This is a genomic window from Gammaproteobacteria bacterium (assembly GCA_014075255.1).
Lineage (GTDB): Bacteria > Pseudomonadota > Gammaproteobacteria > UBA4575 > UBA4575 > JABDMD01.
Window position 1 is genome coordinate 1,459,660 of the sequence record CP046178.1, and the last position, 24,937, is coordinate 1,484,596.

The 24,937-nt window shown below is 41.8% G+C and carries 19 protein-coding genes and 1 tRNA gene; 8 read left to right on the forward strand and 12 right to left on the reverse strand.

The genetic code is table 11. From position 1 onward, the window contains the following. Positions 1-3 precede the first annotated feature (3 nt). From GKR92_07410 to GKR92_07435, 6 genes are all read right to left on the reverse strand, one after another. A complete protein-coding gene (locus GKR92_07410; GenBank protein ID QMU61532.1) occupies positions 4-711 on the reverse strand; it encodes a 50S ribosomal protein L25/general stress protein Ctc in 708 nt (235 codons plus the stop codon). 92 nt (positions 712-803) lie between these two features. Beyond that, positions 804-1,739, reverse strand: a complete 936-nt coding sequence (locus tag GKR92_07415; protein ID QMU62740.1) for a ribose-phosphate diphosphokinase — start codon at positions 1,737-1,739, stop codon at positions 804-806. A gap of 91 nt (positions 1,740-1,830) precedes the next feature. Further along, positions 1,831-1,905: transfer RNA gene (locus GKR92_07420), tRNA-Gln, on the reverse strand. Positions 1,906-1,945: 40 nt separating this feature from the next. Beyond that, positions 1,946-2,824, reverse strand: coding sequence for a 4-(cytidine 5'-diphospho)-2-C-methyl-D-erythritol kinase (gene ispE / locus GKR92_07425; GenBank protein QMU61533.1), 879 nt, complete (start codon positions 2,822-2,824; stop codon positions 1,946-1,948). A gap of 26 nt (positions 2,825-2,850) precedes the next feature. Next, on the reverse strand, positions 2,851-3,513 hold the full coding sequence (gene lolB / locus GKR92_07430) for an outer membrane lipoprotein LolB (GenBank protein ID QMU61534.1): 663 nt from the start codon (positions 3,511-3,513) through the stop codon (positions 2,851-2,853). Next, complete coding sequence (locus GKR92_07435; protein ID QMU61535.1) at positions 3,513-5,333, reverse strand: tetratricopeptide repeat protein; 1,821 nt, start codon at positions 5,331-5,333, stop codon at positions 3,513-3,515. Before GKR92_07435 ends, lolB begins: the two co-directional genes overlap by 1 nt. 106 nt (positions 5,334-5,439) lie before the next feature. Between GKR92_07435 and GKR92_07440 the strand changes: the two genes are divergently transcribed. From GKR92_07440 to GKR92_07460, 5 genes are all read left to right on the forward strand, one after another. Next, positions 5,440-6,705 (forward strand): glutamyl-tRNA reductase, encoded by a 1,266-nt coding sequence (locus GKR92_07440; GenBank protein QMU61536.1) that lies wholly within the window; start codon positions 5,440-5,442, stop codon positions 6,703-6,705. Between the two features lie 175 nt (positions 6,706-6,880). After that, complete coding sequence (gene prfA / locus GKR92_07445; GenBank protein ID QMU61537.1) at positions 6,881-7,966, forward strand: peptide chain release factor 1; 1,086 nt, start codon at positions 6,881-6,883, stop codon at positions 7,964-7,966. Positions 7,967-7,975: 9 nt separating this feature from the next. Beyond that, a complete protein-coding gene (gene prmC, locus GKR92_07450; protein QMU61538.1) occupies positions 7,976-8,806 on the forward strand; it encodes a peptide chain release factor N(5)-glutamine methyltransferase in 831 nt (276 codons plus the stop codon). A 197-nt stretch (positions 8,807-9,003) separates the two neighbouring features. Next, a complete protein-coding gene (locus GKR92_07455; GenBank protein ID QMU61539.1) occupies positions 9,004-9,222 on the forward strand; it encodes a hypothetical protein in 219 nt (72 codons plus the stop codon). A gap of 146 nt (positions 9,223-9,368) precedes the next feature. Further along, on the forward strand, positions 9,369-10,724 hold the full coding sequence (locus GKR92_07460; GenBank protein ID QMU61540.1) for a DUF2341 domain-containing protein: 1,356 nt from the start codon (positions 9,369-9,371) through the stop codon (positions 10,722-10,724). A 7-nt stretch (positions 10,725-10,731) separates the two neighbouring features. Here GKR92_07460 and GKR92_07465 read toward each other — a convergent pair whose 3' ends face one another. Genes GKR92_07465 through gatC form a run of 4 tightly spaced genes read right to left on the reverse strand, consistent with a single transcriptional unit; the run spans position 10,732 to position 14,336 of the window. Next, positions 10,732-11,079: a hypothetical protein gene (locus GKR92_07465; GenBank protein ID QMU61541.1), complete on the reverse strand. Its 348-nt coding sequence runs from the start codon at positions 11,077-11,079 to the stop codon at positions 10,732-10,734. A gap of 7 nt (positions 11,080-11,086) precedes the next feature. Then, positions 11,087-12,535, reverse strand: a complete 1,449-nt coding sequence (gene gatB, locus GKR92_07470; protein QMU61542.1) for an Asp-tRNA(Asn)/Glu-tRNA(Gln) amidotransferase subunit GatB — start codon at positions 12,533-12,535, stop codon at positions 11,087-11,089. A 15-nt stretch (positions 12,536-12,550) separates the two neighbouring features. Continuing rightward, entirely contained in the window at positions 12,551-14,005 is a 1,455-nt protein-coding gene (gatA, locus tag GKR92_07475) for an Asp-tRNA(Asn)/Glu-tRNA(Gln) amidotransferase subunit GatA (GenBank protein ID QMU61543.1), read from the reverse strand. Between the two features lie 43 nt (positions 14,006-14,048). Beyond that, entirely contained in the window at positions 14,049-14,336 is a 288-nt protein-coding gene (gatC, locus tag GKR92_07480) for an Asp-tRNA(Asn)/Glu-tRNA(Gln) amidotransferase subunit GatC (protein QMU61544.1), read from the reverse strand. Positions 14,337-14,573: 237 nt separating this feature from the next. Between gatC and GKR92_07485 the strand changes: the two genes are divergently transcribed. The 3 genes from GKR92_07485 (at position 14,574) to mreD (ending at position 17,148) form a co-directional block, all read left to right on the forward strand. Further along, on the forward strand, positions 14,574-15,620 hold the full coding sequence (locus GKR92_07485; GenBank protein ID QMU61545.1) for an MreB/Mrl family cell shape determining protein: 1,047 nt from the start codon (positions 14,574-14,576) through the stop codon (positions 15,618-15,620). An 85-nt stretch (positions 15,621-15,705) separates the two neighbouring features. Then, positions 15,706-16,656: a rod shape-determining protein MreC gene (gene mreC / locus GKR92_07490; GenBank protein QMU61546.1), complete on the forward strand. Its 951-nt coding sequence runs from the start codon at positions 15,706-15,708 to the stop codon at positions 16,654-16,656. A 9-nt stretch (positions 16,657-16,665) separates the two neighbouring features. Continuing rightward, positions 16,666-17,148, forward strand: a complete 483-nt coding sequence (gene mreD, locus GKR92_07495) for a rod shape-determining protein MreD (GenBank protein QMU61547.1) — start codon at positions 16,666-16,668, stop codon at positions 17,146-17,148. Positions 17,149-17,212: 64 nt separating this feature from the next. On the opposite strand, the gene GKR92_07500 is transcribed toward mreD, so the two are convergent. Both GKR92_07500 and GKR92_07505 read right to left on the reverse strand, forming a co-directional pair. After that, complete coding sequence (locus tag GKR92_07500) at positions 17,213-17,566, reverse strand: hypothetical protein (GenBank protein ID QMU61548.1); 354 nt, start codon at positions 17,564-17,566, stop codon at positions 17,213-17,215. Then, entirely contained in the window at positions 17,566-24,792 is a 7,227-nt protein-coding gene (locus GKR92_07505; GenBank protein ID QMU61549.1) for a hypothetical protein, read from the reverse strand. The genes GKR92_07500 and GKR92_07505 overlap by 1 nt, the downstream gene beginning before the upstream one ends. Between the last annotated feature and the right edge of the window lie 145 nt (positions 24,793-24,937).

Here is a 24,937-nt window from a genome sequence, read left to right on the forward strand (position 1 = left end):
TTACTAAGAATCATCTCCAGATGATTTATCATCACCCTTATCGTCGCCCTCTTCCTTAGACTCTTCACCTTCGACCTCTTCACCTTCAGCCACTTCATCACTTGCGACCGGCTCTTCTTCTACAGCACGTTTAACATGCACAGAAACCACAACGTGATCGTGATCTTCACCATGCGAAAGCTCAACAATGGTTACACCATCAGCAACTTTAATATCGCTAAGATGCAATGAATCGTTTAGTTTAAGTTCTCCAGCATCTACTTCAATGAATTCGGGTAGATCTTTAGGCAAACATGAAATTTCAATTTCAGTTGTATTATGACTGATTACACCACCATCAAGTTTTACGCCTGGGCAGGTATCTTCATTTAAGAAGTGCAATGGAACGTGAACGTTAATTGCAGTGTCTTCACGTACTCGCAACAAGTCCATATGTAAAACCGTTGACTTATATGGATGACGTTGCAAATCACGCAAAATTGCACGCTGTGATTTACCAGCAACCTCTACATTTAAAATATGAGAATAGAAAGCTTCTTGCTCAAGACTATGCACTAATGAATTATGGTCCAAGGTTACTGAAACTGAATCTTCGCCACCGCCATAAATTACTGCAGGCACTCTGCCCTTTTTACGCAATCTTCTACTAGCGCCTTTACCAAGGTCTTGCTCGTTACGCAGTTCTGCATTTAATGTGAAATCGACACTCATTACTTACTCCAAACTTTCAATATTCTCTTTAATTTCAACGATCTAAATTTGCGGCTATGGTGCAGGCAAAGCGCCTAGTAAATCCATATACCTTAGTCCATATATAGAGAGCTAACCGACTCTTCCTGGTTAATTCTACGCATTGATTCTGCTACTAAGCCCGAAACCTCTACTTGGCGGATTCGAGTGCACTGCCTAGCGTCCTCGCGGAGCGGAATTGTATCAGTTACCACCAATTCATCCAGCACAGAATTCTCAAGGTTTTCAATGGCTTTGCCCGAAAGCACCGGGTGAGTGGCATAAGCCCGCACACTTGTGGCCCCATGCCCTTTTAGTGCAGTGGCCGCAGCACATAGCGTGCCTGCAGTATCGACCAAATCATCAATGATGTAGCAGGATTTACCCTCTACCTCACCAATTATATGCATCACTTCAGACTTATTCGCTTCAGGACGACGTTTATCAATAATGGCTAAATCGGCATCATCCAATCTTTTTGCAAGGGCTCGCGCACGCACTACACCGCCCACATCGGGAGAGACCACAATTAAATTTGGGTCTTTACGTTTGTACACATCCCCTAACAAAATGGGTGAGGCATAAATATTATCCACTGGAATATCAAAAAAACCTTGGATTTGATCGGCATGCAGATCCACCGTTAACACCCGATCCGCACCAGCAACCTGTAGTAAGTTAGCGATCACCTTGGCTGAAATAGGCACACGAATCGATCGCACGCGTCGATCTTGTCGCGAGTAACCAAAATATGGCATTACGGCGGTAATACGATCTGCTGAAGAACGTTTTAGCGCATCCACCATAATCAGTAATTCCATTACATTGTCATTGGTAGGCATACACGTTGGTTGCACTACAAAAACATCTTTACCACGCACATTTTCTTGAATCTCAACCTGTACTTCACCATCACTAAATTGGCTAACAAACGCTTTTCCAATCGGAATGTTTAAATCATCGCAAACATCCTGTGCAAGTTTTGGATGTGCATTACCAGAAAAAACCATTAAATTGCTATCTGCGGGGAGCGATCTTTGACGAAGCATGTTGAGTTAATGCCTTAAGTTTTTTATTGCGTCATACTATATGACAAAAAATTGGCTGGGCCGGCAGGATTCGAACCTGCGAATGCTGGGATCAAAACCCAGTGCCTTACCACTTGGCGACGGCCCAATTCTTTTAATATCCATAATTACCAGAACTATCACTAGAACTATGGCTGATTATACTCACTTAACGAAATAGCAGGTGATACATTTAAGCCTTTCGTTATGTAAGCAGTAAATTCTTTTGCACAGCCTGCAGCTATTTCTTCAGCCAGTGGCTTAGATGCACAAGATGTAAACAATGCACTTCCAGAACCTGTTAATCGAGCAGGAGCATACTCACCTAAACACTGAAAAGCACGCTCTACTACAGGGTGGCGTCGCGCCAAGGGTTCAAATACATTCCGAGTATCCGCAAAGCATGAAGACCCCTTATTACACATGCTCAAGAAGTCGCGTATTTTGATCGGCACGCAATTGCGTGTCAAATCTGAATCTGCAAACATCTGCTGTGTATTCAAATGCACACCAGGAAATACCACCACGAACCAAGTCTCATATATAGTAATAGATGAAAGCTGTTCACCTATCCCTTCTACCCAACTCGCGTGCCCACGAACAAATACTGGTACATCTGCACCCAATTGCGCAGCCATTAACTCAAGTTCCTGCTGCTGAAATCCACAGTCCCAGATTTGGTTTAGTGCCAATAAAGTTGTTGCAGCATCTGAGCTACCTCCTCCCAATCCTGCACCAAGAGGGATTTTCTTGTTTACCTGAATATCAATGCCTTGCCTATTTTCAGACTTTGCGGCCATTTTATTCTGCAGCAGTTGCGCAGCCTTAACACACAAATCTTCTTGTTGAGAAATACTGGAATTAGAATTTTTGCAAACGATATTGGCATCAGCACGCGAATTAAATGTTAGTTCATCACAAAGATCAATAAACTGAATTGCACTTTGTAGCAAATGATAGCCATCTTCGCGCTGTCCAATAATGTGCAAAAAAAGATTTAACTTTGCGGGTGCAGACCATGTTTGCATAGCAGAATCAGCTAACTAAATTTGATTTAATTTTCTTGCGCACCCAAAGTCCAGCGATCAACTTTAATATTGGCATTCAATGTCGAACTAGATATTTGAATTAAAGCTGGCAATACAGGCTCACTATCATGATAACGCTTATAATCAATTATCCAACCCGCTTGATTAAGCTGCCTTAAGCGACCTTGCTCATTCAACTCTAATGAACCATACGATTGCTTGGGATCAGGGATTCCCAGCAACCAATGTCGCAATCCATTCACAGGCAAAGAATAGCCAAACAACCTTTGCATTAATTCCTCTGGATCTTGCGCATCAAAATGTTCACCTTTAGACGTTTTTAACTGAACACTACCTTGCTTGCCAGTAATTACCGCTACTTTTCTTCCCAATGGCCCATGCAAGTCAATAATAAAATTGTGCTGCAATTGATTCCACTGCACACCTGCACGAAATCCTTCATTATTTGACTTCCCTGCTACACGACCTTTTAATTTCCAGGTTTGTACACTTTGAATATTTGCACGGTGAACTTCCCAAGCCGCTTGCTTGCTGATTTCAGAGCCTGGTGGGAGTTGATGTTTCTCAACCGTGACACATGCCGATGAGATAAAAACAGAAAATAACAACCAAACTAGATTAGATAATTTACGAAGGCGCACCTGCCTCCGCAACGAGTAGCGCTTCATTATTGGAGTCTTTGTTTTAACTCTAATATGTACTCATCTTCAGGGTATCGCTTTAGCATATCGCTCATAACTTTATTGGCTTCATCGTAATTACCTTGCGCCCATAAAAGTTCTACAAGATGGCCAGCAATTTCCGCGTCTTCTAAGATACCAAACGCTTTGCGCAAATACGTTTCGGCTTCAGCATAGTTACCCAAACGAAAATGCACCCAACCCATACTATCCATCACCGCAGGGTCATCAGGGCGAATTTCTAATGCTTTTTTGATGTATCCCAGCGCTTCATCCACTCTAGTATTATGATCTGCTAAGGTATAACCCAATGCATTGAGTGCGGATGCATTTTCTGGGTCTTCAGAAAGGATTGTCTTCAGGTCAGCTTCCAATAGATCAATACGATCTATTTCTTCCGCCATTAAGGCACGTGCATATAACAAATCGCTGTGGCCAGGAAACTCTTGCAAACCTTCGCTATATAGATCCATTGCAGCAACATAAAGCTCTTCATCATGCAGTAATTGGCCCTCAATTAAATACACTTCAATAATTGATTCCGGCGCGCTCAGAGTGTCACGCAAGTCTTTTAAGTAGCTTTGCGCTTTATCAAGGCCGTCTCGCTCAGCATGTATAGACGCAATTCTAGCTTTTGCATCAATGTAATATTCACCTTGCTTTACATTTTCAAATTCAGCAATCGCTTCAGAATAATTCTTTAGTTCTTCATCTGTACGCCCAATGTAGTAATGACTTTCATCAACGCGCTGTTTACGATCAACTAGTCTCTTGAACTTAACTTTTGCCTTTGCATATTTTTCTTGTTGCAAATACAACAAGCCTAACCGATATACAAGTTCGCCATCATTTGGATTCGCCACAAGCAATACTTCAAACTCTTGAATAGCTTCATCATAACGCTCTGCCCCAATCAACATGCGTGAATACGCGGTGCGCATTTCACGATTACCCGGCTCTTCCTCTACAATAATTTTCATTTCCGCAAGCGCTTGATCAACTTCATCAAGATTCATTAAGGCTTGCGCACGCATCGCACGTGCTTCGATCAAGTCAGGCTTAAAACCAAGAGCGAGTTCGCTTTCATCAATTGTGCGTTGAAAGTCTTGCGACTGAAACGCAAGACTAGCTAGTGTTAGATGTCCGTAAGGATTTTCAAAATGCTTGTTAACTAATTTTTCAAGCAACTTAAGTGAAGACTCGGAATCAGGTTCACGTGCAAGCACTGCTCCAATAATACTGTAACCTTTTGCAGGCGAGTCATCCGCAGCAAGCATAATCTTTTCAAAGTGTGGCACAGCACCGTCAACATTACCGCTTCGCAATTCAAGCACACCCAAAATTTGGCTAATCTCTAAATTTTCACCCACCAACTCAGACCAGCGGCTCGCAGCCTTTATGCCTGCCGGCCAATCTTTAGCAAACATTGCAATTCGAGTTGCACGCTCAGCCACTGATGGCTCGTCTGTAAGTAATGAAGCATTTACATAATGCTCGAGCGCCTGATCTACATCTCCAAACTGCCCTGATAGCTCACCTACCAAGACCTCATACATGAGCTCAGATTGGGCATCATATCTCTCAGATTGGGGTTTGCGAATCTGAATCGAGTTTTCAGAGGAGCGAGCACCGCCTGTGCTACCTGGTATCGATGAACAACTAGCCAGCCCAAAAGCCAGCAATATAGCTCCTGATAGGTAGAGAATCCGTGGAATTGTGACGTTGATCTTCAATATACTGTGTTGTGTAGCTGGGTCGATTAGACTATACCTAATAGTACTGTAGATATCTGAGTAATGCATACGCATTTTGACAGATTTTACGGGTACTTAGGCCAGTTTATGCGGGCCCATTCAATCAATTAAACTCAATCATATTGTTACAACTGTACAGCGTAAAAACCCTCAAACTCTCATGTCATTACTCACCCTAGGTATCAATCACACCACTGCCCCTGTAGAGGTGCGTGAGCGGGTGGCTATAAACGAGCAAAACCTAGAACATGCGCTGAAAAAATTAATCACCGTTCCACAGGTTGATGAGGCCGCAATTATATCGACCTGCAATCGCACAGAATTATATTGCAAAGTGAATCATGTTGATCAAGGCAAACGAGAAATCCTTGCCTGGCTCAACACTTTTCACAATCTCCAATCCAGCGATACACAACCATATCTTTATGACCACTTAGATGACTCAGTAGTTCGACATATTTTTCGTGTTGCCTGCGGTCTCGACTCCATGGTGCTAGGCGAACCACAAATATTGGGGCAATTAAAATCGGCATACCAAGATGCAGTTGAAGCAGGAACCTTAGGTAGAAATTTAAATCACCTATTTCAACATTCATTCAATGTAGCGAAAAAAGTTCGCACCAACACTGCCATTGGAGCTAATGCAGTTTCTGTAGCGTCTGCTGCCGTATCTTTATCGAAACAAATATTTGGCGATCTAAGCAAACAATCTGCATTACTCATTGGTGCAGGTGAAACTATTGAACTTGCAGCGGAACATTTAAAAAGTTCAGGTGTTGAAAAAATTACCATTGCTAACCGCAGCATTGAACGCGCAGTGCGTATTGCTAATCAAGTGGATGGCTTTGGCGTAACTTTAATGTTTGTAAATGAAATTTTACCAAAATCAGATATTGTTATTTCCGCAACCGCAAGCACTCTACCAATACTAGGTAAGGGATTAGTCGAACGTGCACTCAAACTACGCAAGCACAAACCTATTTTTATGGTTGACCTTGCAGTGCCAAGAGACATTGAACCGGAAGTTGCCAATCTTTCTGATGTGTATTTATACACAGTTGATGACTTGCAAAATGTAATTGAATCCAATCTACAATCACGCAAAGAAGCTGCACACCAAGCTGAAGTAATTATAGACCACGAAGTGGAAAACTTTTCATTATGGCTGCGTGGACAAGGAGTTGTGGATACCGTACGTGCATTTCGCAATAAAGCTGAATTGCAGCGAGACGCGGTATTAGACAAAGCACATAAAATGCTAGAGCAAGGGAAATCAGTTGAAGAAGTACTGCAATTTTTAGCTCATACTCTTACCAACAAACTCACACATGACCCGACAGAGGCATTAAACATCGCAGGCAAAGAAGGCAAAAATGAGTTGATTGATGCTGCTCGTATATTGTTAAATATCTCACCCAACGATTAATCTCAAATGAATACTGCCTTCAACAATCAAGTTATTCCTGACGTTACCCATCTTCTTCACCATCTGGGCAAGAATCTCGCTCTGCGTTTTCATTAGCTACAAATAACTTTTCTCCACGCAACGCTCGAATTTTCTATATCGAGTTTATATAAATTATTTGTAAAGACTATAACGCATGAAAGACTCTATTTTATTAAAGCTAGAAAATATTAAAGAACGGCATGAAGAAATTTCTGCCGAGCTTTCTGATCCTGATGTAATTAATAATCAAAATGAGTTCACTAAATTATCAAAGGAATATGCTCAGTTAAGCCCTATCGTTTCTAAATTTAATGAACATTTACAAGCGGTAGAAGATTTAGAAACTGCTCAAGAAATGGCAAATGATTCTGATAAAGATATGAAGGCCATGGCTCAAGAAGAAATAAAAACCGCTGAGCAAGCATTAGAACAACTCGAACAAGCATTACAGACTTTATTACTCCCTAAAGATCCTCATGATGAAAGCAATGTATTTTTAGAAATACGTGCAGGCACCGGGGGTGACGAAGCCGCTATCTTTGCAGGAGATTTATATCGCATGTATTCACGTTTTGCAGAAGACAAAGGCTGGAAAGTAGAAGTGATGAATGAAAACGAAGGTGATCATGGTGGCTACAAAGAAATAATTGTGAAAATAACCGGCAAAGAAGTGTTTTCTAACTTGAAATTTGAATCCGGTGCTCATCGAGTACAGCGTGTGCCTGAAACCGAATCTCAAGGACGCGTACATACCTCGGCTGCAACCGTTGCAGTGATGCCTGAGGTAGATGAAGTAGGTGAGATTGAAATTGACACCTCTGACTTACGTATCGACACTTTCCGCGCATCAGGCGCTGGTGGACAACATGTTAATAAAACCGACTCTGCGATACGCCTCACGCACTTACCAACTGGTGTAGTAGTTGAGTGCCAAGATGAACGCTCACAACACAAAAATAAAGCACGCGCGATGTCATTGCTCAGCGCTAAACTATTAGATCAAGAGCGACAAAAACAATTTGATGAGCAAGCAGAAACTCGACGCAATCTTGTCGGCAGCGGGGACCGCTCGGAGAGAATCCGCACGTATAATTTTCCACAAGGCCGGGTTACTGATCACCGCATCAACCTCACCCTCTACAAATTAGACGACATGATGCAAGGCAATGTGGATCAAGTGATTCAACCTTTACGTAACGAACACCAAGCTGATTTACTCGCCAGTATGAGCGATCTATAACAGCCTATTATGACTCTTAAAGAGGCAGTGGAGCTCGCCACCACTACACTCTCCACAATCAGTGATAGTGCAAAACTGGATGCCCAGCTTCTTCTTTGCCATGTATGCAAAATTAAGCAAACTAAAATTATTGCTCATCCAGAACAAGCGCTGAACGAACAACAGCTAGAAATATTTACCTCGACATTAAATCGACGCGCTAAAGGTGAGCCTCTCGCTTATATCACGGGTACAAAAGAATTTTGGTCGCTTGAGCTCATGGTTAATGAACAAGTACTCATCCCACGACCGGACACAGAGCTGTTAGTAGAACTTGCTCTCAAAGAAATCTCAAACATAGATACCCCCCGTATTTTAGAATTAGGCACAGGCTCTGGCGCCATTGCGGTTGCCCTCGCTAAAGAAAGAGAGAATTGCGATATAACTGCAACCGATATCTCTTTACCAGCATTAGAACTAGCGAAGCTCAACGCAAAACAACATCAAGCAGACATCACATTTATACATAGTGATTGGTATAAAAGTGTGCCTGAGAAAAAATATGATGTAGTTATTTCTAACCCACCCTATATCAGCATAAGTGACACAGAATTAGATCAATTTGTATCGCAATATGAGCCTAAACAAGCATTATTAAGTGAAAAAAATGGATTACACGCTTTAACCGAAATAATAAAAAATACTCCAAATTATTTACTGCGTACTGGCAGCCTAATTGTCGAACATGGTTTTCAACAAGCCGACTTAGTGAGTGAATTATTCGCCAATGCTAACTACAACAATGTAAGTACGCATAAAGACTTAGCAGGAAACCTTCGTTGCACTATGGGTAATACTTAATCGAGCAATACAATAGTCTGCTTTAACAAATTATTTTTGTTAACCAGTATCGAGTTCTTTTTATGTATATGTGCTCAAATGTTTTATTGATCACAAAAAATATATGCATTACACAAGCATCATAAATGCTGCTAAAAACTCCGATGAACGACAGAACTTTAATCACAAAAAATTACCTGGGGTTAGTAATAGCTGTGATGGAAAAAAAGGGATACGATTATCGCGATTTTGAGATATCCACGGAACGTGTGCATTCTTATTCGCAAGGTCAGCCAGACCCTAAGTACATCCTTTATGTTTTTCGAGTAAGCACAGGAGTAGAAAAAAACTACTTGCTTGATAATGATTCTAATTTCTTAGATGCACTCAGCAAAGACCTAAAAGCAAGAACATTCGACTCAACCCTTATCCTATAATTCGTCTTTTAGATAATCTTCTATCTGACAATAAATATAATCACTTCACCTGGGTAACCATCTCAGTCAAAATTCCATTTGTGTGGGTTTTACAACCATTCATACACACACACTATGACATTGTTCGTCACTAATTTATTATAAAAATGCATGTTTGTAATGCCGGTAATCCAATCAATATTATGCACAATAATATTCTCCACATACTCAGTAAAATTAAATCTGTTTTAATTTTGCTACTACTCCTATGTATGCAAAATATTTGCATAGCCGCATGGTGGGATAACAACTGGAATCGTAATGTCTCATTGCAACTCACCAATAGTTCTGGAAGTAACTTAATCAACTACCCTGTAGACATTGATATATCTGCCAGTAACTTGCCTGGCTTTGACTGGAATAATAACGGCGACGATTTGCGTGTAATTGATACTGATGAAATTACGCAACTTGATTTCTATATTGACAGTTTAAATTCTGCCACAGAAACTGCAACTCTTTGGGTAAACATTCCAACATTTAATAATGGCGAAGTTCGCACTATTTATATTTATTACCACAATAATGCTGCAACTAATGTTAGTGACGCAGCTGCAACTTTTAGCGAAACTGGAATAAAATACCACACGCGAAATACTACATTTGATCCTACAACACGCGCTCAAGCTGAGGCAGACTTTAACAGCTTACCCGACAACGTTGCTGGCTATGGTTGCACAATACTAAATAATATAACCAATATTGATAATAGCGGAACATTCACCGGTCCAAATAATGACATTATTTATTTTACCGAAACGTTTTTTGAAGTCACTGCAGCCAACGCAGGCATATGGGAATTTCGTATTGGGCCCGACTTTGGTCTTGGTGGCGATCTATATATTGATAACCAATCAGTAGACGCCGAGTGGAATGATGATCTTTGGTGGTCATTTAATTTTGGAAACGTAAATGAAATATTAAGCGGCACTACAACTCCTCTGCCTACCGGTTTCCATAGTTTTCGTACCTTAGGCTCAGAAGCATGTTGTGATGGACCCGCAAGCATTGAGTTCCGTACCCCAGGCGGGTCATTTCAAGAACTTTCAGCAGCAAACTTAAACTTAGTAACACGACAGTGTCCAGTTGAAAACATCAGCACAGCATTTATTGGCACAGAAGTATTAGCAGATATTTCCATTACTAAAACCGACAACATTAACTCTTATACACCGGGTGGAAATACTACATACAGCATTATTGTTAGTAATAACGGGTTAGTGGATGTGACAAATATAAATGTCAGTGATACTTTGCCAGATGGCGTCACCGTTAACGGTAATTGGACATGCGATCCGAGTATTGCACCTGGAGATGGAACCGCGAGCTGTATTACCGGCACTGCCGCAGGCACTACCGCAACAGGAACAGGGAATATTAATCAAAATATAGATATCCCTGCAGGAAAATCTCTGGTCTTCTCAATACCTGTAAACTTTTCTACAGATATGAACGATTACTAATCTGATTCTATTGGCCAAAATTCAAAAAAGGTTTGATGGAAAAATAAAGAATAACTGCTGCAAAAGCGATATAAGCAACAAATTGAACAGGATTATTGAACAACTCACTTAATATATTTTTACGATCAGCAGGCTCGCTTCTATATCTTGCGAGTCGCTCACTTTGATAGCTATCAATTAACTGCATAGCTTTTTCTAACTGATCTTCATCGTTTAACCAAATGGCTGGCATCGAAATTCCCCAACTGCCTGCAGGAGTTTCAAAATAATCAATGTAGTTTTTTTCTAAGAGACTGCGAATTTCCTCTGCCTCATCATCAGGAACATTTTTAAGCCTGAATAATTGAACAGACATACACAAGTTACTTTAATTTATCTTTTAACAAATCATTAACTTGTTGTGGATTTGCCTTGCCTTTTGAAAGCTTCATCACTTGACCCACAAAGAAGCCAAATACTTTATCTTTGCCTGATTTATATTGTTCAACCTGGCCAGGATTATCCTTCACAACCTGCTCAACCAATGCCTCTATCTCGCCACTATCGGTGATTTGCTTTAAGCCTTTCGCCTCGATGATGGTATCAACATCGCCTTCACCCGCCCACATAGCTTGAAAAACTTCTTTCGCAATTTTGCTTGAGATGGTGCTGTCTTCAATACGATCTAATAATCCCGCTAGCATTGAAGATGAAACCGGACTGTTACCAATCTCCATGTCATCTTGATGTAACGCAGCACTAAGGTCACCCAATACCCAATTCGCCGCTAGCTTATATATTTTAGACTGGGTTTTTGCACTAGAACTTTTTACCACTGCTTCAAAATATTCTGCAGTTTCTTTACTCATCGCAAGATTTTCAGCATCGTAATCACTGAGCTCGTAATCTTGTTTAAAGCGTGTAATTTTATCTGCAGGCAATTCTGGTAATTGCTTTCTAAGCTCTTCTATAAATTCTGGCTCAATAACAACCGGCAATAAATCAGGATCTGGGAAGTAGCGATAATCATTCGCCTCTTCTTTTGAACGCATGGATCGCGTTTCATCTTTATTCGCATCATACAAACGCGTTTCTTGAACAATTTTACCACCATCTTCAAGCACATCAATTTGTCGCTCAATTTCATAGTGGATAGCACGCTCTACGAATCTAAAGGAGTTTAAATTTTTAGTTTCAGTACGCGTTCCAAATTCCTCTTGCCCTTTAGGCCGCATCGAAACATTTGCATCACAACGAAAAGAACCTTCTTGCATGTTGCCATCCGAAATTCCCAAGTAACGCACAATAGAATGTATTTTTTTCATATACGCCACCGCTTCTTCAGCAGAGCGCATATCGGGTTCAGATACAATCTCAATTAATGGCGTGCCGCAACGATTTAAATCAATCCCTGTTGAATCTGGAAATTCCTCATGCAAAGATTTACCCGCATCCTCTTCCAAATGTGCACGCGTTATACCAATGGTTTTACGCTCGCCATCACCCAAAACAATTTCCAAAGTACCGTGCTCAACAATAGGCAATTCAAATTGGCTAATTTGATAACCTTTAGGTGAATCAGGGTAAAAATAATTTTTGCGTGCAAACACAGAACGCTCAGCCACTTTAGCACCCACCGCCAAACCAAACATCGCTGCCATGCGCACCACTTCTTTATTTAAAACTGGCAATACACCTGGCAATCCAAGATCTACCGCACAAGCTTGTGTATTAGGCTCCGCACCATATGCAGTTGATGCCGCAGAGAAAATCTTGCTGTTGGTGGCCAACTGCACATGAATTTCTAAGCCAATAACGGTTTCCCACTGCATCACTATTTAAACACCTTACTCATTAAAACCAGGCGGAGACTTTTTATGCCAATCCGTATCCTGCTGATACTGATGCGCAAAATTTAATAATGTATCTTCTTCAAAATAATTTCCAATTAACTGCATACCCACCGGCAAACTGTTTGAAAACCCACACGGCACGGACATCGCCGGCAAGCCTGCTAAGTTAATCGAGATAGTATAGATATCAGACAAATACATGGTGACAGGGTCTGCCGTTTTTTCTCCAATCTTAAAAGCAGGTTCCGGTGTGGTAGGCCCTAAGATTACATCAACACCTTCAAAGGCTTTTTTAAAGTCTTCACTTATTAAACGTCGAATCTGTTGTGCTTTTAAATAATAAGCATCGTAATAGCCTGCTGATAATGCATACGTTCCTATCATGATGCGACGCTTCACCTCATCACCAAACCCTTCACTACGACTTCGATCATACAAATCACGCAAATCTTGCGGCTCTTCGCAGCGATGCCCATAACGCACACCATCCAAACGCGATAAGTTTGAAGAACATTCTGCCGGTGCAATGACGTAATAGGCAGGAATAGCTAAATTAGTATTAGGCAAATTAATACTTTTTATTTCACAGCCTTGTTGCTCATACCATTTAATAGCATCTTCAATCACACTCTTAACTTCAGCACTTAAACCTTCACTAAAATATTCTTCCGGCACCCCAATCACTTTTCCCTTTAACGAGTCATTAAGTGGCTGGACATAATCAGGCACGGCTTGATCTAAGCTGGTGGAATCTTTCTCATCAAACCCCGCCATGGCTTGCAACATATAGGCACAATCTTCAGCAGATTTTCCAAATGGCCCGCCTTGATCCAAACTCGAGGCATAAGCAATCAACCCATAACGCGACACTCTTCCATAAGTGGGTTTCAAGCCGGTAACACCGCATAAGGCCGCAGGCTGGCGAATAGAACCGCCGGTATCGGTGCCGGTTGCCAAGGGCGCAATGCGTGCCGCAACTGCAGCAGCCGAACCCCCTGAAGAACCCCCTGGCACGCAATCCGTATTCCATGGGTTTTTTACCGGTCCGTAATAACTACTCTCATTTGATGAACCCATTGCGAATTCATCCATATTGGTTCTGCCAATGGTTACACAACCCGCTTGATCTAATTTCTCTACAACGGTTGCATCATACGGTGCATTAAAACTGTCTAACATTTTAGAACCGCATGATGTTTTCACACCGTACATGCAAAAAATATCTTTATGCGCAATTGGCACACCGGTTAACAAACCGTGTTTATTCTCTTTAATTAATTTATCGGCATGGTTTGCCTGCAGCATTGCACGCTCACCAAGTTCTGTAATGAATGCATTGAGGTCGCCGAACTTTTGCATGCGATCTACAAAGCACTGCGTTAACTCAACACTAGAAAATTCGCCGTTGCGTAAACCGTCAATTAATTGTGATACGGAAAGTTCGTACATGTAAATTTAAATAAGCTCTAATAATTGAAATCGGCAATACATCTTATTCAATAACCTTAGGCACCAAATAAAGACCTTTCTCTGCTGATGGAGCAATGGTTTGAAACTTATCGCGTTGATTTTCTTCAGTAACTTTGTCTTCACGCAAGCGTTGTGTAGCGTCTAAGGGGTGCGCCATTGGTAGAATATCTTGGGTATCCACCGCATTCATTTGCTCAACTAAAGTTATGATATTGGATAAATCCGTTGCATATTGCTCCACCTCATCTTGCTTAATTTGCAAGCGCGCCAGGTTGGCAATTTTTAAAACTTCTTCAGGAGAAATAGACATGGCTCTTTACTTATTCAGGTAACTGATACAGGTTTTGTGTTATTAAATTATTCTAGCCTGCCGACAAAACAGAAGACTATGTAAATTACTACCGACTAGCTATTTGCGGGGTAGACAAATCTACAAATGAATGGCAAAACTATCACACTTATCCCTTATATTTAATGGCTTGCCGAATATTTAGGCCACTGATAGAGTACGCTAACTCACGAATTTAATACCAAAAATTAATCCTATATGTTTAAACGCATTCTTGGGGCTTTCTCCAACGACCTATCCATTGATTTAGGCACCGCCAACACGCTGATCTACATGCGTGATAAAGGTATTGTCCTGAATGAGCCTTCAGTCGTTGCTATCCGCAAAAACCCTGAAGGTGGGCAACGCACGATTGAAGCGGTTGGTGTCTCCGCTAAAGGCATGCTGGGCCGAACACCGGCCAATATTGAGGCTATTCGACCCCTTAAAGATGGCGTAATCGCCGATTTCACCACTACCGAAAAAATGCTTCAGCACTTTATAAAGAAAGTGCACGAAAGACGTTATTTTAGACCCAGTCCACGCGTATTAGTGTGTGTTCCGTGTGGCGCCACCCAAGTTGAACGTCGCGCGATTCGCGAATCTGCCATGGGTGCAGGCGCTCGCAAAACCTATTTAATTGAAGAACCCATTGCAGCCGCAATCGGCGCAGGCTTACCGATAGAAGAAGCGCGTGGCTCGATGGTGCTAGATATTGGTGGCGGCACATCAGAAGTCGCCGTGCTTTCGCTCAATGGCATTGTGTATTCATCATCCGTACGAATTGGTGGTGATAAATTTGATGATGCCATTGTGAATTATATTCGTCGCAACTACGGCGTATTAATCGGTGAATCAACTGCTGAACGCATCAAACATGAAATTGGCACGGCCTACCCAGGCAAAGAAATGTTGGAAATTGAAGTAAAAGGCCGCAATCTTTCAGAAGGCGTTCCAAAAAGCTTCTCTCTTAACAGCAACGAAATCCTTGAAGCATTACAAGAACCGCTATATGGAATCATCAGTGCAGTAAAAACAGCGCTTGAACAAACACCACCAGAATTAGGTGCCGATGTTGCCGATCGAGGCATCGTATTAACCGGTGGCGGCGCATTACTACGCGACTTAGATCGCCTTATTATGGAAGAAACAGGTATCCCCGTCGTCATTGCCGATGACCCTCTTACTTCTGTTGCACGCGGCGGCGGTCGAGCGTTAGAGCTGATGGATGAGTTAGGCAACGAACTCCTCACCGTAGACACTTAATATTCCCCCAACGCTTTACACTGACGCATAACGAGTAATTCGTTATTATAGATTGCGTCTAATCTAGTGGGATAATTATTGTGTAATTTATGGAGAATTCGCTATAAAAACGCTGTTCGGCCTCGGCCCTTCCACCTCTACAAGATTACTCTTGCTGATCTTGGCATCCGTCGCAATGATGACGGTAGATCATCACTTTCATCATTTAAGCAAAGTGCGCCAAACCATTAGCGTGGCCATGTATCCAATTGAATATTTAGCCGGCCTGCCTGCAAAAGTGTACAACTGGGGATCTGAATCTTTATCGGGGCGCAATAAATTACTTCGCAACAATGCAGAACTGCGTGCAGATCAAATACGTCTTGAGTTACGACTGCAAAAACTTACTACCTTAGAACAAGAAAATACTCGACTTAGAGAAATGCTTAGTTCTGCTAAGTATTTTAAAGAAGAACGTATACTCATTGGCGAACTACTCTCGGTGGATTTAGATCCGTACCAACAACGCATTGTCGTCAACAAAGGCACACGAGATGGTGTCTACGAAGGACAACCTTTATTAGGCGCACGAGGCATTATTGGACAAATCGATAAAGCCGGACCCTTTAATTCTGTAGCACTATTAGTGTCGGATCCGAATCATGCTTTGCTGGGTGTCATTGCGCGAAGTGGGCAACGCAGCTTAGTGGTCGGCACCGGCAACATTCAACAACTCGAGTTATTACATTTAACCAGTACGGCTGATATTCAAATTGGTGATCTAGTCATTACTTCAGGATTAGATGATCGCTATCCATCCGATTATCCGGTTGCAGAAATCACCAGCATCAAACAAGTGTCGGGCGACCCGTTTGTTAAAATCGAAGCCAAACCATTGGTAGAATTAAATAGTATTCGCGAAGTGCTTTTAATTTGGCCAAGCGCTGCCGATGCAGACTATAGTGCCCAGAATATTCAAGAGAACAAACTTGAGAATACTCTTGAAAATTCTGGCGACAAAAATGTTGTGATTCAAAACTCAGGCACTCGTAATTGATTTGAACACATGAATAACTCTTCTGACTTTTTCACCATTGTGGTAACTTTTGTAGTAGCGATGATGCTAATGATCATGCCCTTGCCTGATTGGGCGCGCGCGTACCGACCCGAATGGATTGTATTAGCCCTTATCTATTGGAACATTGCCGTACCGAAAAAAGTCGGCGTCGGCATCGCTTGGATGTTGGGTTTATGCGTGGATGTCATTCAAGGTGCTTTACTCGGCCAACATGCATTAGGCTTTGCGATTACCGCTTACATCGCGATTCGCTTTCATCAGCGCGTGCGCGTGTATCCATTACACCAGCAAGCCATGTTTGTCGGCATGATTTTATTGCCCTACATGAGCATCTCTTTATGGATTTTAGGAATCTTAGGACAAGACCCTAAGACCTGGGTCTATTGGGCACCGGTGATCACCAGCGTGTTAGTTTGGCCGTGGATCTTTTTGGTGTTGCGTGCAGTAAGAAAAACGGCTTTGATTTATTAATTTTTTTATAAAAAAGTCTGACCTCTTCTTTTACTCTCATACGTAACAGAACTCGATTGATTTTTTATACTCTTAGAAATTCTTTTAGTTTAAATATTAATTCAGATAATGTTAAAGCCTCACTTTTATCCAATACATTAACATTAATTAAGTACTCTTCGATTGAAGATTTTAGTTCCGAAGGTTTTTGAATATTACTGCTAGATGAAATTTTAACAATCTCTCTAGTTTTCTTTCCAAATAATCTACCCTTATATTCTTGCGCCTCTACCAGCAAAGATAATAATTTACCATTCGCATCGTATGCCACATATTCATTGTTCTTGACATCGATAGGCTCTATATACGAAGTAAGTTCTTCTTCAGATGAAAATAACAATAGATCGCTATTCTCATTTAAAATTATCGGTAATTTCACTAAAAACGATCCCCAAAACCTTTATCTGTAGCTTTTTTCTCCCACGGTCTATGTCTTCCTATACCTTGTCCTGGCTTGGTTTTTCCAGTCAAAACATTAATTCCTCTACGATGATAATGCGGAAATCTCCCAATTGCATTTCCTGTTCTATTACCGAATGGTGCTATTCTAAAGTTTTTACTAAATGCAATCTCACCTCCGCGCGCAAAACCCCTAATTGCACCTGTACCGCCTATTAAATAACATTCTGGACAAACTGACTCTGCACTACCACTAAACAATGCTCGTTCAACATAACCAGTTCGGTAATCAAATTGATAAATATTGAAGTCTCCATCAGCCAGGTATGTAAATCCACCCTCAGCACTGTAAACAGTTAGCGACACTACTTGGCCGTCGTAAGTCTCAAATTCACCAGAAGTAGGTGAAAAACCACCTGAATGCGCTTCATCATTAAACGCCCTTGAAAATGCACCTGTAACTGCACCATTTGCAAACTTGCCACCACTTACTGCAGAAGCTGTTCCGCCAACAATTGATGCAGCTATTGTACGCTGAGTGCTAAAACCTCTGTTTCCACTATCAATACCGCCAACTTGTTTTGAAAATACTTGCGTTACTCCTGCGGCTGCAAAACCTTCGCCAAATTTACCGCCACTTACAACGCTCGATACTCCACCCACTGCGCCATGCGCTAGTGTTTTTAATGCCTGCTGACCTTTAGTTAATCCATTAGCCAAGCCTGTGACCGCATTACCTCCTTCTAAATAATTAAAGTAGCCGCCCACTTGATTAAACGCACCTGCCGTCAACGCACTTACCAATCCTGCTTTAAGGTCACCTCCGCTTGCCACCAGCCCCGATGCAAAAGCTGCAACATATACATTTACGCCGGGTATAGGTATGGCTACAAGCGCAATGGACACAATTGTCCTACCATATTTCTTTATAAAATCTGCAATGGCGCGAACGATACTCCGCACCAATCTTCGTATCGCTCGTTTAATTTTCTTAAACAAACTCTTAAAGAAGAAGCCACTGGGGTCGGTATAACTCAGTGGATTATTTAATACATAAGAGTATCGATTGAGACTCTGCATGTTCTTCGGTGCTTGCACATTCGGGTCTGCACTTAAGAACCTGCCCAGTGTTGGATCATACACACGGCCATTCATGTGAATGATGCCGACGGCATCTAACATTTCGTGCCCGGTAAAGCCGCGTGTGTTGTTACTGGCGATGGTTGGGATGCCATCATTCCAATTGGCTAGCCTGCGTTTACCAAACGCATCGTAACTTAGGCGATCTACCTCCACTTTGTTTTCATCAGTAATTACATCTATGGAACCTAAATGGTCGCGATGAAGATATCGTGTGTCGTTGGTGTTGTTACTGCGATGGGTATATATTGCAATGGTGTTGCCACCAGCACTAATGAAGTGCTTGTATTCGGTAACGCTAGTATCGCTCTTCTCTACTTTCTCCATACCACCTAAATAGGTGGTGGTGGTTACACCGCCTTCAATTAAGTTTTGCTCGTAACGCGCGCGGCTCGGCCCGTATTTAAACTCTGATTCGCTGCCGTTTTTAGTTATGGAAATCGGTTTGTTGTAACTGCTCCATTCTATAGTGCGGCCATCCCCTGAGATCATATTGCCATTGTCATCGTAGACATAGGTTTTGCTGCCTACACTCGTTACCGCATGAGGCCCTGCATCAACAGAACCAATTATATTACGCGTACCATAGTTGTAGGTTGCACCGGCCTCTACATCGGACTTGGTTTTTATGTTGCCAATACTGTCGTAGGTGAATGTTTTAGTAGTTGCTCCAACACCAATGAATTCTGCTGACTTTAAACGATTTAAACCGTCGTATAAGAAATTCTCGGTGAAGTTTTGCTCTAGATCATTTCGTTGTTTGAGGTTTCCTACATCATCCCAAACGTAAGTTAAATTTTGCAGAAAACCTCCATCACTGTATATAGAATTTATTCGGCCTGTACTTTGGGAGTACGAGCGTGCAGTCATTACATTGTTGCCCAATGTCTCTAAGCTGATACTTCCATAGTCATTCGCTGCGAGTGCTTGCCAGTAATTAATACAGCTGCCTTTGGCCTCACGTACTTTTTCTAAGAAACCAACTGCGTTGTAGATGTTTTGAGTTTGGAAGCTATTACCAGGGCCAGATTCTGGATAAGTGTTGATATCCACACGCCCAACGCTGTCATAACTCACGCTAGCGGTGTACGTTATTCCACCAATTGTCGTTGCGGTTTCGGTCGGTCTACCTAAGCTGTCAAAGCTGTAGCTTCTGCTTAACCCGACATCTTGACCATCAGCGCATAATTTACCAATACCTTGATAACTACTAGTGCTATCTGCATTACAGTCATAGGTCCAAGTACTTTGCCCTTCAAATTCATTGCGTTCATAGAGTCGACCCAGCACGTCGTATTTCATGTCCACGACTTTAAGTTTCGCATCAGTTTGCTGAGTTAACTCACCTAGTACGTTGTACTCATACAGCCACACGCCCATATCAGGGTCATCCATATAGCGTTTAAAACCTCGGATGGTGTAGCGGTTTTCTGTGATATTACTGTGTTCATCGGTAACGAAGCGCAAGTTGCCATACGAGTCGTATTGGAAGATGGTGTCGCCTGGTACTCCAACATCGGTGTTCAAGCCATTATCGGTAGTGCTGAGTGTCCACCCCAAGCCGTTTTTAACTTCTATGGTTTCTTGATCTTTCGCTTCACCTTCGCCATTAGCATTAACGGCTGTGATCAGAACACTTAATCCGTCGTAATCACTAGTAGTGGTGCCCGTTACTGGTGAGTCTTCTTGTTTAACACGATCGAGTAAATCGTAATGATATTCAGTAAACGCACCTGGGCCACCGCTAATGTCTGAGTAGGGTTGATAGACTTTTTTAGTCCGGCCCAAATAGTCATAATCAGTTGCCACATATACTGAAGCGCCATTAAAGCTTTCAGATTCTTTTAAAATATCTCGACCAAGTTTATCGAAGTACGCGACACTGGTAGCCCCAGCCGTTGATGTGGTAGTGACTTTAAATACCGCATTTGGATCTTCACAAGCACTATTACACCAGTTGTAATAAATGTTGGTTTCGGTGCCATCCGAACGGATCTCTCTTATCTTTCTTCCTTGTGCATCGTATTGCCAGATGGTGTCTAAGCCATTCGGCCCAGTGAGCTTGGTAACCCCACCCCATGGGTTGTTGTATTCCCGCGTTTCGCTATGCGTGGGACCCATTGCATTTTCTGCATACACCGGGAAGCGCCCGTTCGCATCATATGTAGTCTTAGTAATTCGCGTACCTACAAGCCCTGCCCCTGTTGTTTCAACTTGTTTGCGGTTGCCATAATCGTCATGGATGTACGTTTTTGTAAGTGCATTTGGTCCCGGTTCTATCGTTTCAGTTAGCAAGAATCCTGTATCAGAAGCATAGGTGAATGCAGAAACACGCGTATCGTTCGGCGGTGAACCATCTGTTGGATCTGCAACGCCACCGGTTTTCGTAACTGTGGCTTGCGTTAAGCGACCTAAATGCCATTTTTCAGGATCATTTTCAATGTTGTCATAGAGGCTTGCTGTAGAAGTAGTGTATTCATTACCACTTTCTGCATCCGTTGTGGTTACCAAAACGGTTAACGCATTACCATAGTCATCTAACGTAGTTTCTGTTGTAACCGTGGTGATGAGTTGATGATCTAAAAGATCATAGGTGCGCTCGGTTTGTTTTTTAACGTACGGATAGATCGGGTCGCCATCGCCATAACTACCTTCGGTGCCTAAAGTGCCTTTAATATCGAATTCCAACACTTCAGAAACACTTAACAGATCACCTGACGGTAACTTCGTTTCTGTTTTATACACCTCTCCAATATGAGGGTACTCTTGCTTACTGTAAGTGATGGTTTGAATGCCGGTGGCGTCATCTATCTCTATAACTTCTTCGAAACCTAAATTTCCGTGACCATGGAAATTTACACGACAGTGTTTATATTTATAGGAAGTAGATAGTTGCCCGCCAATACCATTGTCCACTAGTACATTTGAAACAACACTGCCATGAACGGATGCGCTTAGATCATGATTAGGAAACACTGCTCCTGTTCCCGGTGTATAAACATTTGGATCATCAAGTGTTGCATAATTAAATACAATTGATTTGCCTTCACCATTACCCGCATACCCTTCGGTAATTTTTTTGATTATAGTCGGCGTTGGTGTTTCAGTGATGCGTACAGATGCACCACTAAACCCGGTTTCATCAAACATCACCACATCTGCAATCGCATCACCATTAACGTCTCCAACGCCAACACTAGCATTTGGACATTTATATCCTCCCCATTCAGTCCCACCAAATGGCAAAGAATTGAAATACGGTATATCGCAATACTGGGTAACGCTATATGAACCTAGACTTACTGAACTTCCAATGGCTAGTCCAGAACCTTTACGGATTGTGATGGGTGCATTAAAAGTTTTATTCAGCGGATAATTTGAACCACCACCACCCGGCGCTCCGTTATATCTTTGTGTTGACCCACCATTACCAGAGACTCGAATGTAGTCGTCCACTCCATTTGCAGAAATATCTTTAAAATGGATAACATTACTATCAGCATAAATTCCATCAGCATAAAAAGGGACTTCATTAAAGGACACATCGCCTCGAGATAAGCGAGAATTCCATAACGTCGTTTGACCAGAAATTTCATAATAGGTCAAAATGTCATCTCGACCATCTCCGCTGTAATCCGCTGCAAATACCTTTGTTTTCCCAGGATACTGAAACAAAGCATCAATATAAGAAATACTGGCTAAGTTGGTTCCATCCGATGCATGCAAATACAACCCTAAACCATTCTTATAAACAATGTCTTCATAACCATCACCATTGAAATCACCTACATCACTAAAATCGTGCGTGTAATTACCTGAATACGTTTGTGCAGGTTGAAAATCACTTCCATTGGATATGCGAATCGTGTTTTCTAATAGGAAATCTTTTTTATTGTCCCCATTAATATCGATTAGATGGGTATACCCATCGAAATTACAAACAGTGTCTTGACATCCAATATGTCCATTGCTTAAAGTACATTTGCAACTGGGTGTGTAGGTTGCAATTTGAATTTCAGGACCAAAGCTTGAGCCTGTGGAATGACGCATATAGATATTGGTTGGACTGCCATAATGTGGGTGTCCATTTGGACTGTCTGCTGGTCTTTCAAAATAAACCCAATCATCTAATCCATCTCCATTCACATCTCCCACTAAACTATGTTCTATATTCCGTGTGTTTGAAGGACTCCAATCTTGAGAAGCGCCGAGTTGTAAATCACCTGTGGATTCTTCCCATTCAAATTTTGTCGGTCTTACACAATGCTCTGCTTGTGATGCATCTAGATAACACTCATCCACTTGCTCGAGCAGAGATGCATCGGTATAGGGGTCTTTATAAGTAAACTTATACAGTTTTCTATCAGTAAATCCTTCACCAATTTTAATTTGCGAGACTCGCTCATTGGTTGAGAGCACTGTAGTGCCTGCAATTGAACTCACGTCATCCGTTCGTGACTCATACACAAATTCAACAAATTGGTTTGCGCTTAGACTTGCACTATCATTTTCTGTGTATTCAATACGGAATGGTTTTTGTTCATGTGTGGAAGCGTCATAATTGTAAATGACGTTTAGAGAGTTACCTTTAGTATCGGAGAGTTTATTTAAAGACCAATTTACGACATCACTATTGATTGTAATTTTGGAATCAGATGTAAACCCATATTCAAGTATTTCACCTGACTTCGTCCACACTTGAAACTTCTCCGGACCGATGCCCGTTGTACCCAGAGATACTATTTTATTGAATGAATTTATTTGCGTGCGATACTCAGTGTCAGGAGCGCCATATGTTCCGCCATTGACCGCAACCAAACGCGCACCATCAATACAAAACTTATCATCAGCATCTAAATCTGCTGCACCAAATGCACCATCATCTACAATCGTAGTTCCACAACGTGCAATGGAAGACAAACCACTGAGTTGAAAACCTAATCCGAAAATACTATTGCCACTCCCGCTCATATACTCGAGCGAAAGTTTCGGCTCTACTCCAGCAGTGCCCGGTAAAACACTCAATGGAATGCTATAGGTAGACACACCTGTTGTTCCAACAGAATGCTGTCCCGCTATTGCTCCTACAGAAGCATCACTTTCTGATGGAACTGTAATACGACTGGAAGCTGGAGATCCATTATCAGCAGTACATGCTTGATTGCTTGATTCAATTGTGAAAACACGGCTTGATATATTGCTACTCGAGTAGCCATTACTAACACTGACTGCTTTAACTGTAGTTGTACCTGCAGTGCTTAACGTGAAAGGACTGCTGAATAAGGGCGAATTTGAGTCTGGGATCGTGTTGTCAATGGTGTAACGAATATCGGCACCTGGATCTGGTGAATAAAGCTGCACTTGCACACTTCCATTGTGTGTACCGCCATTTGGCGTAATGGTAGGTGCAGCTAACTGCCCATTTATATTAAATTCAGCAGTAACCACTTCACTATCATTTAGTCCATTTTTAACAGCGATCACTTTTAAGTGAGTGCTACTGATTAAATCAATTGAACCTGTATATAGAGGTGAAGCTGAAGTTGGTGCAGAACCATTGGTTGTATAGTGTAACTGCGCACCTGAAGTGGGTGAAGATAATGAAATGGTGACATTGTTTGCAAATGAACCACCATTAGGCGTAATTGTAGGCGTTGCGACATCAGTATCTATCGTATAGTTTACCGTTGCGCTCCCACCCCAAATACTCTGACCGGTACCACACCCTGGAGCACCACAATTGTTAATTCGATATGCTCTAGCCTTGACCGTTGTTGAAGACGTTATTGTAAATGGACCTGTATACCTTGGAGAATTTGAATTAGGTGTGAAGCCATTCGTCGAATATCTGACATATGGGCTTCCAACAATGGACACTGTCACTGATCCTTCATATGTCCCACTACTTGGAGAAATGGATTGTAAAGTGGGTGTTGGTGGTGGCGGTGGACACCACGGACAAGCTAACGCTTGTGAAAAATATAGCGATGATAAAAGAATAGATAAAACAAAAAATATCTTTACAGTGCCAACCATAAAGCATGAACGCACCCCGACTAGGTTCATAGCTCTTCTCCCAAAGAATTATTTTATTTTTCTATAGTTTATTCTGCTCCTCTTGTTAATTAACCGTCAAGTAAAGTTTTATATATGCATGTAGTAAAGAATTACTACATATTTAATTTATTATTAAAATTAGTTACTTAACTTT